Source organism: Paenibacillus sp. 453mf, assembly GCF_900116105.1.
Taxonomy (GTDB): domain Bacteria; phylum Bacillota; class Bacilli; order Paenibacillales; family Paenibacillaceae; genus Paenibacillus; species Paenibacillus provencensis.
On record NZ_FPAC01000009.1, the window covers coordinates 1 to 13,326 of the forward strand.

Genomic DNA, 13,326 nt, shown 5'->3' on the forward strand with positions numbered 1-13,326 from the left:
GTTTGGTGGCGATAGCGGAGGGGTTCCACACGTACCCATCCCGAACACGACCGTTAAGCCCTCCAGCGCCGATGGTACTTGGACCGAAGGGTCCTGGGAGAGTAGGACGTTGCCAAGCAAAGAACCACTGTCGATGACGACGGTGGTTTTTATTTTGTCTATTTTTATATATGACTCTAATATGTAATAGGTAGTAACATTTTTGTTACGGATTAAAACAACTGAGAAGTTATAATAGAATAGGGTTCATTTAACATAGAGATCGTGTCACTTCGCAACAAAGGGGGAATTTCGACTGCGTTACAGAATGCTATGTCTCTATGCTATCATCTGCTTCACTATAATCCTTACTGCTTGCAGCCAAGGCACTTCATGGGACTCATACGAGGGTGCAGTGAATGTAAATAGTTTTCCAGTACCTAAAGAAGCCAATCGAATGGATCGAGCATCGAATAATCCAGAAATGGATTATGTACAATACACTTTGCCTGGTGTAGGGAAGAATTCAGATATACCTCAAGAATATATTAATGAAATTATAGAGTGGGGCTGGACAGAAGATACGGCAGCCGAGGATACGAACAACACTGAATCCGCTCCTCGCATTTTTATAAAAGACAGCACCCGTGTTCATTTATCCTTGCATAATGGTTATCTGACGGTATTGGTACCTACACTTGACCCTTCCATTATTAAACCTAAGACCGTAGACAGTAACTAGACCTTCACAAGAGTGAAGGTCTTTTTCATATGCATAGGATGATGTTCATCAGCTCTTTATTGAATATAGTAGGCTACTTCTTGTTGGGTTATTTTTAGATAGCCGTCTTTTCTTTCTCTGAATAGCCATAGGATGCACATCAGGCGTGGCGCCATCAACCATACATGCCAGAAAAACAAATTCATCGCAAAAGCAGGAGGGGAAGCGATGATAAAAACAAAGATAAAGACAAGGCCAATCCAGGTCATATGTAAATGAATACGGCTAAAAAAGGGGTAAGCAATATGTTGGGAAGGGATCAATCCCACCCAGGGAACTCTCCAGGACCGCTGCCACCGATTAAGCTGGCGATTACTAAGAAGAAGAGTAGAGCGAGCAACCAAATAATGAATCCATACCATGGTTACGCAGGACAAAAGGAAATACCAAAGTCCAGACCAAGAAAAGAAGATGAAGCTGGCGAGGAGCATAATGAATGTTAAGCTTAAGTAACTAAGTAATACTGGCCTGGATATATTGATCTTGCGGATAAGACGATATTGATAGTAAGTAGCTTGATCTCCGATTACTGCGGACATTCGATTCATAACCCCCTATTCAAAGCAGAAAAAGACTCTTGATACGAGCTGTTCGGAAATCAAAAGACAGAATTTATATAATATATATCGGATCACTGTTTGGAAAAAATTAAATGTTACAAATAATTAGGTACAGACACCTATGCATATTAGGTTGAATAGCATATGTTATGGAAATAAAGTAGAGTTTCACTATGAAAAGGTTTAAAATAGTAGAAACTGTACCATACTGATAGCAAAAGGAGTAAAGGTGGGATCGTATGGAAACACAACAAATGGAACATACATGCATTGTTTGTGAGCAGCGTAAAAAGGAAGGCATTTTTATAGTTTCAGAGTTTATTTGCACAGATTGTGAGACGGAGATGGTACACACTGACGCGCAGGATGCTAAGTATCCTTTTTTTATTCATCAGTTAAAGCAGATTTGGCTGCATCAAAATAATGTATAATAGACAAGTCTTATATATGAACTTATTTTAAAGGTCTGTGAAAGGCCTTTTTATTTTTATATTTCTTAAATTTACTTGGATGGGTCAAGAGTAGTTTGATATCATATACCTTTAAGGATAATAACAGAAAGGTTTCATGATAATCTATGGGAAACAAGATGGATAAGCATAGGGCACCTTTATACGAAGCACTTTTGAAATACAAATCAACTCAACAACGAACCTATCATGTTCCGGGTCATAAAAATGGACAAGTCTACTCCGATGATTACAGCCGATTAATGCATGACGTTATGAGTATCGATGTGACCGAAATAACAGGAACAGATGATTTACATCATCCTGAGGGTGTCATTTTAGAGGCTCAGCAACTTGCTGCAGACTGTTTTGGCGCTGAAGAGAGCTACTGGCTAGTAGGAGGTAGCACTTCAGGAAATATCGCCTTACTCCTTACGGTATGTACAGAACCAGGTGATCTTATACTCGTTCAGCGGAATGTTCATAAATCAGTATTACATGGATTAATGCTGGCCGGATCTCAGGCAGTCTTTATGTTACCGGAGATGGATCACAATTCCAGGTTAGCCACAGCTCCTTCTGCCGAGACGGTTAGGGCTTCTCTTGAAGCCTATCCGCAAGCAAAGGCTGTATTGATTACGATGCCTAACTATTATGGAATGGGCTTCTCTATCAATTCCATTGCAGAGATATGTCACCAACACCATGTTCCGCTTCTTGTGGATGAAGCACACGGCGCACATTATGGAATGCACCCGGATATCCCGGCATCCGCGTTGTCAGCTGGAGCAGATGGCGTGGTCCAATCCACTCATAAAATGCTCTCTGCTATGACGATGGGAGCCATGCTGCATGTACAGGGAGAGCGGATCAATCGGACACTGCTGAAGCAGCGCTTGTCCATGATCCAGAGCTCAAGCCCTTCGTACCCGCTCATGGCTTCGCTTGACTTGGCGCGCCGGCATCTACACGTGCACGGCGCAGAAGCTTTCACGGCTGGCCTTGCTGCCGTGAATACAGCAAGGCGCGGCATACACTCCATGCCGCGCTACGGTATGCTGCAGCCGTCTGCAACAGTGGCTGCAGGTTATACCGCTCAGGACCCATTTAAACTTGTCATTTATGACAAGTCAGGGGATCTGAGCGGTTACGAGCTGCAGCGAGAGCTTGAAGCTCACGGCTGCATGCCAGAGATGAGTGACGACCGTTACGTGGTCCTCCTGTTTAGTCTAGGCTCTACAGATGAAGATGCCATGCACCTTTTAGAGGCCCTTGTGCATATATCGTTAGAGAAGAAGCCCAGAGAAAAAGATCATACCGCAGCAAACAACAATCCTGTTTCCACGTGGAACATTTTGCAATCTGGTGTCTATTCCTGTCCGGTCCCTTTCAGTATGCGAACAAGATCGGAAGAAGATATCGAATCTGTTGAAATCAGTAAATGTGCTGGCCGCAGAGCCGCAGAAATGGTAATTCCTTACCCGCCCGGTATTCCTATTCTGTATCCAGGAGAGCGTATTGATGAAGCAATGAAGGAGCGTTTAATTGCACTTCGCAATGCGGGGGCAAAATGCCAAGGGACACAAGATGCAAATCTAAACCAACTGCTCGTCATACAAGAAAAAAGCTAAAACCCCTTTTGTCATAGGTCTTCTAAGTATTGCTAAGTATACAGACAGAGGGAGCTTAGGGAAAGTGGGTTTAGACGTAAGGGTAAGCATCCAGAATGAGAGATAGGGATAAAACATAGGGCTAAGCATTCGAATGAGCCGTGTTAAACACTCTGAATTTACCCACGCCACCTATTAGTCATATATGAGCTAGAGTAAGCCGTTTCAATCAACTATCTGTGGGATACGCCTACGGAATGAATCTCAAGTAGCCCAAGCACGTTGGCATCACCATGAATTCATATTTACAAATGACAACAGAAACATTTATGATTACATTTATTTATATAGATATGGATTTTGCATAAACCCCAAAAAGAACAAATAATCAGCTATATTTAGATTGAAATGGTTCAATTTTATAACGCTAAATGATTTAAATAAATCCAAGGATGAAAACGTAGTTTAGGAGAGATACACATTGCCGATAGGAAAGTTTATTACATTTGAAGGTGGAGAAGGATCCGGTAAAACGACCATGATTAAGAAGTTGTCCGCGCATCTAGAAGACAAAAAAATCCCTTACCTGATAACGCGCGAGCCCGGTGGAATTGATATTGCGGAAAAAATCCGATCCATCATATTGAATCCTGAGCATACGACGATGGATGCTCGCACTGAAGCATTGCTCTATGCAGCCGCTCGTAGACAACATCTTGCGGAGAAGGTCATTCCTGCCCTTCAAAATGGCGTGATGGTATTGTCTGACCGCTTTGTTGACAGCAGTCTAGCTTATCAAGGTTATGCCAGAGGACTTGGTATGGAGGAAGTCCGCTCCATTAATGAATTTGCCACAGATCACTTGTCACCCGATTTGACTCTTTATTTTGACATTACTCCGGAACAAGGATTAGCACGTATTGCTGCCAATCAAGGACGTGAAGTGAATCGGCTTGATATGGAGAATCTATCGTTTCATGACAAGGTAAGAGAGGGATATCTTATTCTTGCTAAGCAAGACCCGGATCGGATCCAAATCATTGACGCATCCTTGTCACAAGAAGAGGTTTTTTGTAGTTTAATTACGAAGTTAAGGTGCGTAATAAAGGATATTTGAGGGTATATGTCTAATTATTAAGTATTAAAATACCTGTTTGATAAGATATGGGATTGATTCATTTAAGAAGAAGTGTTTTCCGTTTGGTAGGATGAATTATGCTTCATAAGTGCTAAAGCTTTATTTTTTATTATTAGTCAGACTCCTTTAGTGGGGAAGACTCATTATATCATTGAAGGTCATGTTGCCATGGGCAAGGTTGGCTTACTCTGGAATAAAGCAGTGACTTATGTTTCATTCTAAAGACTGATATTCGGTTGAAGGCGGTTTGGAGCATAAGGACTAAGCAGGAAATTAATTAGAGGAGGCGTTTCGAGATGAAACTCATTGTTGCGATTATTCAGGATAAAGACAGCAATCGTTTATCTAGTGCACTGGTCAAAGCTAACTTTCGTGCAACGAAGCTCGCGAGTACAGGTGGATTTTTGAAGGCAGGGAACACTACATTTATGATCGGGGTGGATGACAGCCAGGTAGAATCGGTGATGAATGTGATCCGCAGCAGCTGTAAGGTAAGAGAGCAGCTTGTAACTCCGGTTACGCCAATGAGTGGGACGACGGACTCCTATTTACCACTTCCTGTAGAGGTTCAAGTAGGGGGAGCGACCGTGTTCGTTCTGCCGGTTGATCGATTTGAACATTTCTAAGAGCAGTCTTTATGCAACAGAAAGCAGGGATATCTTGTGAAAATCAATCCAGGATTCAGACCACTTCAGAGCGGTATCAATTCGAATGAGAATAATACCAAGCCCGTGCAAAATAAAGGCTTTGCCGATATGATGCAGCAGCAAGGCGATCGAGCTTCACAGGCAGAGCTGTCTCGCCGGTTGAATGAAATTCAGCTTCAAGGTGATCGATTAGCGAGATCGATGACGATACGGGAGCTCAAGGCTTATAAGCAGCTGGTTAAACGATTCTTAGACGACACGGTCAGAAGAGGCATAGCTGCGAAGCAGACCAAAGGCTGGGATCGTCGCGGGCGCGGTAAGAAGTACCTGCTGCTGGATGAAGTGGATGCCGCTCTGGTTGCTATGGCGGAGGAGCTGCTTCAGAGTGAGCAGGGGAAGATTGAGCTTCTGCAAAAAATCGGCGAGATTCGGGGAATGCTGATTAACTTGAGCTTTTGATTTCATATTGTGACGTATCCAAAGACAAGTGATTTCGATCGCTTGTTTTTTTGTAGAGAAGATGAGCGGTTGATTTGCTTATCATGCAGCTGAGGAAATAGATAATTACAAAGTGTAGTATATGATTGCGTAGTTTTTGGATATACAAAATGCAGAAATGGAAAATGTTTTTTTTGTGAAGACTAAAATTAAAATGGTTGCGTGGCATGATATAATGGAGATTAGATGATTGAACTAAGTGATATCCATCCTGTTGATACTTTATGGTGAAGCCATTTCGGAGTTAGAGGATGGTTTCCGGGAGGATCGGAGATGGATGATCTCTTTGGTTCTTCTCTTCTAAATGATATATAATATCTCATGCTGACTTTTAGTGTGTAGATCCATATTTATTTAGTGAAGTTCTAGACCGCAGCAGTTTTTTTATTAGGGGAGGAACTCATGTCATTTCGTGAAATTTTGGGGCAAGATACAGCAAAACAAATGCTGCAGGGCGGACTCCGCAAAAACGCGATCAGTCATGCTTATTTATTCAGTGGTCCATCCGGTAGCGGACAACGTCAGATGGCAACAGCATTTGCCCAAACTATTTTTTGCACTCAAAATGCAGAGGATGCATGCGGTGAATGTCTGGAGTGTCGAAAGGTTAAACATAGTAATCACCCAGACCTCCATTATGTAGAGCCTGAGAGCGCAAGCCTCAAAATAGATCAGATTCGCGATTTGCAAAAAATATTTGCTTATCGGTCTGAAAATAATAATCCTAAGATTTATATTATTGATCAGGCGGATAAAATGACGGTTCAAGCTGCCAACAGCATGCTCAAGTTCCTGGAGGAGCCACAGGTGCCGGCAGTAGGAATACTGATTACGAGCAACAAAGGAGCTATGCTCCCTACGATTCTATCTCGAACGCAGGAGATCCCCTTTAAGGCACTGAATCCAGACCTGATTCAGGAGATGCTGCAGAAGGAGGGATACGCTCCCGCGCTTGTCCGAACAGCTTCATTTTTAAGCGCCGGTCTTGAATCTTGCAAGAATTTGCTTGACCAGAATTGGTTTGCAGAAATTAGAAATGTAGTGTTACAATTAGGGAAAGAATCTCTGTCCAGAGGCGATATAGCGCTGATTTCTGCCCAGCAGAAGCTGTTCAAGACAGGGCTTTCAGAACATCTTGAACTCATGTTTGAACTGTTTCATTTATGGTTCAAGGACATGCTTTATATTATTTACGGTAAGCAGGAGAACGTTATTTTTATAGATCAAATCAATACACTCTCTACCATTGCCATGACTCGTACAACCGAACAGTGGGTGTCCTATATGGACTTGGCTGCAGAATGCAGAAAGAAGCTGCGGTATAATGTGAATGGTCAGCTATGTGTAGAACAATTACTAATTGGACTAGCCTCTTGAGGTAGAGCTCGTCAGCATAGGCGACTACATCTCAGGGACGTTCATTCTATACCCTAGCACAGTCCTAACATGATGCGCTTCTCGATTGCGGCCCTGTCTTCAGGCTTCGATAGAGATTTATTGGCATACAAGGGGGTTAATTTGTTTGTATAATGTAGTCGGTGTCCGTTTTAAGAAAGCGGGCAAAATTTATTACTTTGATCCCCTCGATCTTCCTATTGAAAAAGATTCTAGCGTCATCGTAGAGACAGCGAGAGGGATTGAGTACGGCAAAGTCGTTATAGGAAAGAAAGTCGTTGGTGAATCTGACGTTGTATTACCTCTTAAGAAGGTAATTCGTATTGCAGGCGACACGGACGCCAAAGTGGTGGAAGAGAACAAGCTTGCTGCGAAAGACGCATTTGGCACCTGTTTAAATAAAATCAAAGAGCACGAACTTAAGATGAAGCTTGTCGATGTGGAATTCACATTTGATCGAAATAAAATTATATTTTATTTTACGGCAGAAGGACGTGTCGATTTTAGAGAGTTAGTTAAAGATTTGGCCAGTATTTTTCGGACACGGATTGAGCTCCGCCAAATTGGTGTTCGTGATGAGGCAAAGATGCTGGGAGGCATCGGTCCATGTGGACGGATACTCTGCTGTTCATCCTGGCTGGGTGATTTTGAACCTGTATCCATTAAGATGGCTAAGGATCAGAGTCTGTCCCTTAATCCAACCAAAATATCTGGACTTTGCGGCAGACTTATGTGTTGCTTGAAATTTGAGCATGATAATTATGAGAGTGTTAAGGAAGAGCTTCCTGCGGTCGGCAAGCTTGTCGTAACCTCGCTAGGTGAGGGCAAGGTCGTTGGTATTCACGCAGGCAACCGTAAGGTACATGTTCAATTGTTTGAGATCAACAAAGTAAAAGAGCTTTCTATGGATGACGTTGTCATCAAGTAACCATTATGTTTGCTTTCGGGGTGGGATCTTGGAGAAAAAATCGATTTTTGCGCACATTCTTGAAATGGAAACACAAATGGGACAAATGAATAATGATCTTGGCGAATTAAAAATGATTGTAAAGGAACTGCTCGAAGAGAACCAACGTTTGACGCTGGAAAATGAACAGTTGCGCAAGGTCCTAAAGCGGGAGTCCTCTTCGGAGACGCCTGCACCAGCTCCCAAAAATCCTGTACAATTAGTTCCCGCGACCGAGACTACCGAAGAGGTTGTTGGAGAGGGGTACGACAATTTAGCAAGATTGTATTACGAAGGTTTCCATATTTGTAACGTTTATTATGGTCATTTACGTACAGAAGGCGATTGTTTGTTCTGTCTGTCATTTTTGAATAAGTAACGAGCCGTAGGGATACCCTACGGCTTTTCTTTTAAAAAGCTTAAGCGGATTCGATTATGCATCAAGGTCGATTCATTACACACATTAATAATAATCAGGCAGGTATCAAAATGAGCATAAACAAGGTTAAGTTACAGCCATCTGAACGATTAGATGATCTGTTAACTCATGATTTGCGTATTATTCAAAGTGATGAGGTGTTCAGCTTCTCTATGGACGCTGTATTGCTGGCCAGATTCGCAGGCCTTCCTAGAAGGGGAAAGGTCCTGGATCTCTGTACAGGGAATGGAGTCATTCCTCTCCTAATGTCCACAAGAACAGAGGCAACCATCGAAGGGATTGAGATTCAGCCTAGAATTGCCGACATGGCTAGACGAAGTGTGATGCTAAATGGACTAGGGGATCAGATTATGATTCGGGAAGGAGATTTGAGAGAACTGACTAGCATTACAGGTTATGGCGGTTATGATGCCATTACCGTGAATCCGCCCTATATGCCGTTAAACGGCAGTGATATTACACTGAATGAGCATCAGGCAATTGCTAGGCATGAGATCCACTGTACTTTGGAGGAAGTACTAACAGCTTGTATGCATTTGGTGCGTACAGGCGGAAAAGTATCCATGGTACACAAACCCCAGAGAATCGGTGAAATCATCACCCTAATGCGTAAATACCGATTGGAGCCAAAACGAATTCGCATGGTCCATCCACGAATCGACAAAGAGGCGAATATGGTGCTCATTGAGGCATTACGAGATGGCAAACCGGATGTCAGAATGCTGCCTCCGCTAATCGTGTATAACGAAAATGGGGAATACTGCAAAGAAATTATGGATATTTACTATCCGAGTCCATGATAGCTGCTGGACATATGTTGAAGCAGTATCAGTGAAACGTGGAACTGGAGAGGAGTTAGCTATGAATATGCAGGTACAGAAGAGCTTTGATCAGAAGGAAGGGACGGGTACACTGTATCTTGTAGGTACACCGATCGGCAATCTTGAAGATATCACCTATCGAGCTGTAAATACCTTGAAGACATGTAACATCATTGCCGCAGAAGATACGAGACAGACCCGAAAGCTATTAACTCATTTTGAGATCAGCCCGGAGCTGTTGTTTAGTTATCATGAGCACAACAAGGATGCCAGTGGACCTGAATTAATCCGATATATAATAGAAGGAAAAAATTTAGCTCTCGTCAGCGATGCGGGTATGCCGGCCATTTCAGACCCTGGTTCAGACCTGGTCAGTCTCGCAATTAAGGCGAATATTCCTGTGGTGACAGTGCCAGGAGCGAACGCTGCTCTATCCGCACTAATTGCATCCGGTCTTGGAACCGAGAGATTTACCTTTGTCGGATTTCTTCCCCGTGAGAAAAAGGACATTACTGCCATCCTGAAGAGTTTTGGAGCATCGCAGGGGACCCTTTTGTTTTATGAGTCGCCACACCGGGTACAAAAAACTTTAGCCGTTATGCTGGAGATATGGGGAAACCGAAGAGCTGTGCTCGCAAGAGAGCTGACCAAGCGTCACGAAGAGTATGTGCGAGGGAATCTAGAGGAATGTATTGAATGGCTTGAGGAACATCCTCCTCTAGGTGAATATTGTTTGATTATAGAGGGAAGAAGTCAGGATGAAGAGAAAGAGCTGCAGAATGAGTGGTGGCAGCAGTTAAGTCTTACAGAGCATGTGGAGCACTATGAGAAGGAAGGCAATACTCGCAAGGACGCAATGAAGAGAACAGCTGCAGATCGGGAACTTTCCAAAAGAGATGTATATAATGCTTTATTAAAAGAGGAAGAATAGCCCTCATATTGAATGAAAGAAAAAAACACCTTCTTCGGCAGAATGTATCTGACGAGGAAGGTGCCTAAGGAGATATGAAAAAGGTTAGAAATAACAATTATATATTCTTAAGAAAAGCGAGCATCTATATTAAAGGAATCGTTAATGATTACTGATTGAAGGTATGCTTTTCTCTACCAAATTGATTATAACCTATTCTACTTAATTTGTCACCGGTGCTGGAATTTCAGAAATACATTCGTGACAAACAATTTTACCTTTGAAGTACGTTACGTTTTCAGCGTTGCCGCAGAAAATACAAGCAGGCTCATATTTCTTAAGCATGATGCGCTCACCGTCTACGTAAATTTCAAGTGCATCTTTTTCACCAATACCGAGTGTACGGCGCAATTCGATAGGTATAACAACCCGGCCCAGTTCATCAACTTTTCTTACAATACCTGTAGATTTCATCATTTTATACTAACTCCTCTCGCCATCGCTTATTACTGTCATGATTCGACATTATTTTATGTTTTATGCTAATCATCATACCAACCATTCCCAAATCAGTCAACATTAAAAATAAAGAATTGCATTAACATTGTATGAAGAAATAGAATGAGTACTGGTATTAACGATGATTTTCTAGTACCTATCTATTATTATAACGCGTGTCGATTTGGAAATCAAAACCGCAGCACTATTCGACAAATTATGTCGTATAATGTCGAAATAATCAAGTAAGATGCAAGGATAAAGTCGAATTCCTACTTTAGTTGCACACAATTGAATTTTGTTATAAGAATTTAGTTGAAAAAGGAGCTGATAATCGATGGAGCAAAAGCTTAACGAAGAGAAAGTATTTAAAGACCCCGTTCATAACTATGTGCATGTTCAGGATCCGATTATATGGCAGCTTATTAATACCCCGGAATTTCAGCGTCTTCGCCGAATTAGACAACTGGGCACTACATATTTGACTTTTCACGGAGCAGAACACAGTCGCTTTTCTCATTCTTTAGGTGTGTATGAAATTACAAGGAAGATCATATCTCAGTTTGAACGGAATGAATATCCCGATTGGCCGAAGAAAGAGAAATTGGTCGCTCTATGCGCAGCTTTATTGCATGACGTTGGACACGGTCCTTTTTCTCATTCGATTGAAGAGGCTTTTGATATGGATCATGAAGAGTGGACCTGTAAAATCATACTGGGAGATACCGAAGTGGGCCGGATACTAAATACAGTAGGTCCTGATTTCGCCCAAAAGGTCGCTTCTGTCATTGCCAAGACGTATGATAAGCCTATCGTTGTCAATCTGGTTTCAAGTCCGCTCGATGCAGATCGAATGGATTACTTGCTGCGAGATGCCTATTATACTGGAGTGAATTATGGAACAATTGACCTTGATCGGATACTCCGTATGCTGCGCCCTTACCAGGGGAGAGTTGTCGTTAAAGATTCAGGAATGCATGCAGTTGAGGATTATCTAATGTCGAGATATCAGATGTATTGGCAGGTATATTTCCACCCGGTAACTCGAAGTTCTGAAATTGTTCTGCGTCAAATCTTTAGAAGAGCTAAGGAACTGGTAACAGAAGGCTACACATTCGGCTTCATGCTTAGACCGCTCCTTCATTTGATTAAGGGGGATATATCGGTCAAAGATTATCTTCGTATTGATGAATCCACGATTCAAGCTGCTTTTAATGAATGGACTGATGAGAAGGACCCGATTCTAAGTGAACTTTGTACCCGGTTCTTGGACCGTAAGCTCTATAAATATGTTGAAGTGGATTATATCGAGCACAAGGATATCAAGCAGATTGAAGATGCATTTCTCGAGGCAGGCTTGAATCCAACCTATGATCTTGAAATTGATTTTCCTACGGATCTGCCGTATGATGTGTTCCGACCTGATATTGCGGGGAGCAAGAGACAGATCATTATTCTAGACAAGCAGGAAAGACAAAGAGATATATCCGAAGTTTCAGAAATTGTACGCTCCATAAGCGGCATGCAAAAAGGAAATTATCATCTCTACTTCCCTCATGAGAAGCTGATGAATGCATTGCCCAAGCTCCCTCCGGAAATTGCTGGAATGTTTAAATAATGTGAGACAAGATACAGCCCTTGAAAGGAGTAAGATTATATGATGTTATTCGACACACATACACATTTGGATGCCCCTGAATTCGACGCTGACCGCGAGGAAGTGATTCAGCGTGCTGTCGAAAAGGGGGTTACCCGCATGATTAATATAGGATTTAACCGGGAAACGATACCTTCTACGATGAAACTTGCCGAAACCTATGATTTTATCTATGCGGCAGTTGGCTGGCATCCTGTCGATGCCATCACGATGAAGGATGGAGATCTGGAATGGATTGCATCATTATGTAAACACGAGAAGGTCGTTGCGATCGGTGAAATCGGTCTGGATTATCATTGGGATACTTCTCCCAAGGAAGTTCAGCATGAGGTGTTGCGCCAACAAATTGGACTGGCTAGAGAGATCGCCATGCCGATTGTCATTCATAACCGAGATGCGCATGAAGATATTATTCGAATCCTACGTGAAGAGAAAGCACATGAAGTGGGCGGAGTGATGCATTCCTTCTCAGGAAGCTGGGAAACAGCAAAAATGGCGCTGGATATGGGTTTTCATATCTCCTTCGGAGGGCCGATTACGTTCAAGAATGCAAAGCAGCCCAAGGAAGTGCTCGCAAAAGTACCCCTTGACCGGCTCTTGATCGAAACGGATTCCCCATACCTGACACCACATCCATTCCGCGGCAAGAGAAATGAGTCTGCTCATGTGGCCCTGGTGGCAGAAATGGCAGCAGAGCTGAAGGGCATTTCTGTGGAGGAATTAGCAGAGATTACGACCGCAAATACACTGGAACGATTTGGTATTTGATAAAATAGAGAGAAAAACAGGTGAAAAAGTGAGTAAAACGGAGCGATTAAACTTTTTGTAAGAGTTTTCCGCTGATTATTACAAATTTTTAACCAATTATTTAGAAAAACATAGTTGAATACTGCTTTACAACATGCATCGAAACAGGATATCATCGTTTCAGTGAATTGTTGATTGTTGGTAAAGTCCATTTTACATTCATTTGATTTACCACTTTGAATTCACTTCAT

At 42.4% G+C, this 13,326-nt stretch carries 15 protein-coding genes and 1 rRNA gene; 14 read left to right on the forward strand and 2 right to left on the reverse strand.

Annotated elements, in window-relative coordinates; translation table 11 throughout:
- Position 1 precedes the first annotated feature (1 nt).
- Together rrf and BM415_RS22370 are read left to right on the forward strand one after the other, a co-directional pair.
- Positions 2-118: ribosomal RNA gene (gene rrf, locus BM415_RS22365) — 5S ribosomal RNA — on the forward strand.
- Between the two features lie 318 nt (positions 119-436).
- A complete protein-coding gene (locus BM415_RS22370; protein ID WP_091161452.1) occupies positions 437-721 on the forward strand; it encodes a hypothetical protein in 285 nt (94 codons plus the stop codon).
- Between the two features lie 56 nt (positions 722-777).
- Here the strand turns inward: BM415_RS22370 and BM415_RS22375 are convergent, their stop codons facing one another.
- The gene (locus BM415_RS22375) at positions 778-1,299 is read right to left on the reverse strand and encodes a hypothetical protein (protein WP_091161454.1); all 522 of its coding nucleotides are present in this window, start codon (positions 1,297-1,299) and stop codon (positions 778-780) included.
- A gap of 260 nt (positions 1,300-1,559) precedes the next feature.
- Between BM415_RS22375 and BM415_RS22380 the strand changes: the two genes are divergently transcribed.
- From BM415_RS22380 to rsmI, 10 genes are all read left to right on the forward strand, one after another.
- Positions 1,560-1,751, forward strand: coding sequence for a sigma factor G inhibitor Gin (locus BM415_RS22380; protein ID WP_047914181.1), 192 nt, complete (start codon positions 1,560-1,562; stop codon positions 1,749-1,751).
- A 158-nt stretch (positions 1,752-1,909) separates the two neighbouring features.
- The gene (locus BM415_RS22385; RefSeq protein WP_091161541.1) at positions 1,910-3,400 is read left to right on the forward strand and encodes an aminotransferase class I/II-fold pyridoxal phosphate-dependent enzyme; all 1,491 of its coding nucleotides are present in this window, start codon (positions 1,910-1,912) and stop codon (positions 3,398-3,400) included.
- Positions 3,401-3,860: 460 nt separating this feature from the next.
- Positions 3,861-4,496 carry a dTMP kinase gene (tmk, locus tag BM415_RS22390; RefSeq protein ID WP_091161456.1) on the forward strand — a complete coding sequence of 212 codons (636 nt, stop codon included), beginning with the start codon at positions 3,861-3,863 and terminating at the stop codon, positions 4,494-4,496.
- Between the two features lie 317 nt (positions 4,497-4,813).
- On the forward strand, positions 4,814-5,143 hold the full coding sequence (locus BM415_RS22395; protein WP_047914178.1) for a cyclic-di-AMP receptor: 330 nt from the start codon (positions 4,814-4,816) through the stop codon (positions 5,141-5,143).
- Between the two features lie 36 nt (positions 5,144-5,179).
- Complete coding sequence (locus BM415_RS22400; RefSeq protein WP_091161458.1) at positions 5,180-5,623, forward strand: YaaR family protein; 444 nt, start codon at positions 5,180-5,182, stop codon at positions 5,621-5,623.
- 441 nt (positions 5,624-6,064) lie between these two features.
- Positions 6,065-7,039, forward strand: a complete 975-nt coding sequence (gene holB, locus BM415_RS22405) for a DNA polymerase III subunit delta' (RefSeq protein ID WP_091161459.1) — start codon at positions 6,065-6,067, stop codon at positions 7,037-7,039.
- A gap of 145 nt (positions 7,040-7,184) precedes the next feature.
- Positions 7,185-7,985 (forward strand): PSP1 domain-containing protein, encoded by an 801-nt coding sequence (locus BM415_RS22410; protein ID WP_091161461.1) that lies wholly within the window; start codon positions 7,185-7,187, stop codon positions 7,983-7,985.
- A gap of 28 nt (positions 7,986-8,013) precedes the next feature.
- Positions 8,014-8,382, forward strand: a complete 369-nt coding sequence (gene yabA / locus BM415_RS22415; RefSeq protein ID WP_091161542.1) for a DNA replication initiation control protein YabA — start codon at positions 8,014-8,016, stop codon at positions 8,380-8,382.
- Between the two features lie 110 nt (positions 8,383-8,492).
- Entirely contained in the window at positions 8,493-9,242 is a 750-nt protein-coding gene (locus BM415_RS22420) for a tRNA1(Val) (adenine(37)-N6)-methyltransferase (protein ID WP_091161545.1), read from the forward strand.
- Between the two features lie 61 nt (positions 9,243-9,303).
- Positions 9,304-10,194 (forward strand): 16S rRNA (cytidine(1402)-2'-O)-methyltransferase, encoded by an 891-nt coding sequence (gene rsmI, locus BM415_RS22425; protein WP_091161463.1) that lies wholly within the window; start codon positions 9,304-9,306, stop codon positions 10,192-10,194.
- A 201-nt stretch (positions 10,195-10,395) separates the two neighbouring features.
- Here rsmI and BM415_RS22430 read toward each other — a convergent pair whose 3' ends face one another.
- A complete protein-coding gene (locus BM415_RS22430; RefSeq protein ID WP_047914173.1) occupies positions 10,396-10,650 on the reverse strand; it encodes an AbrB/MazE/SpoVT family DNA-binding domain-containing protein in 255 nt (84 codons plus the stop codon).
- 358 nt (positions 10,651-11,008) lie between these two features.
- Here BM415_RS22430 and BM415_RS22435 point away from each other — a divergent pair, with 358 nt between their 5' ends.
- Both BM415_RS22435 and BM415_RS22440 read left to right on the forward strand, forming a co-directional pair.
- Positions 11,009-12,289, forward strand: a complete 1,281-nt coding sequence (locus BM415_RS22435) for an HD domain-containing protein (RefSeq protein WP_091161465.1) — start codon at positions 11,009-11,011, stop codon at positions 12,287-12,289.
- A gap of 39 nt (positions 12,290-12,328) precedes the next feature.
- Positions 12,329-13,096 (forward strand): TatD family hydrolase, encoded by a 768-nt coding sequence (locus BM415_RS22440; protein ID WP_170862594.1) that lies wholly within the window; start codon positions 12,329-12,331, stop codon positions 13,094-13,096.
- Positions 13,097-13,326 lie beyond the last annotated feature (230 nt).

Excerpts from the sequence above, each read along its gene's own strand:
- BM415_RS22370 (WP_091161452.1), top strand. The coding sequence starts at position 437 with ATGGATCGAGCATCGAATAATCCAGAAATGGATTATGTACAATACACT.
- BM415_RS22375 (WP_091161454.1), bottom strand. The coding sequence starts at position 1,299 with ATGTCCGCAGTAATCGGAGATCAAGCTACTTACTATCAATATCGTCTT.
- BM415_RS22380 (WP_047914181.1), top strand. The coding sequence starts at position 1,560 with ATGGAAACACAACAAATGGAACATACATGCATTGTTTGTGAGCAGCGT.
- BM415_RS22385 (WP_091161541.1), top strand. The coding sequence starts at position 1,910 with ATGGATAAGCATAGGGCACCTTTATACGAAGCACTTTTGAAATACAAA.
- BM415_RS22395 (WP_047914178.1), top strand. The coding sequence starts at position 4,814 with ATGAAACTCATTGTTGCGATTATTCAGGATAAAGACAGCAATCGTTTA.
- holB (WP_091161459.1), top strand. The coding sequence starts at position 6,065 with ATGTCATTTCGTGAAATTTTGGGGCAAGATACAGCAAAACAAATGCTG.
- BM415_RS22420 (WP_091161545.1), top strand. The coding sequence starts at position 8,493 with ATGAGCATAAACAAGGTTAAGTTACAGCCATCTGAACGATTAGATGAT.
- rsmI (WP_091161463.1), top strand. The coding sequence starts at position 9,304 with ATGAATATGCAGGTACAGAAGAGCTTTGATCAGAAGGAAGGGACGGGT.
- BM415_RS22430 (WP_047914173.1), bottom strand. The coding sequence starts at position 10,650 with ATGATGAAATCTACAGGTATTGTAAGAAAAGTTGATGAACTGGGCCGG.
- BM415_RS22435 (WP_091161465.1), top strand. The coding sequence starts at position 11,009 with ATGGAGCAAAAGCTTAACGAAGAGAAAGTATTTAAAGACCCCGTTCAT.
- BM415_RS22440 (WP_170862594.1), top strand. The coding sequence starts at position 12,329 with ATGATGTTATTCGACACACATACACATTTGGATGCCCCTGAATTCGAC.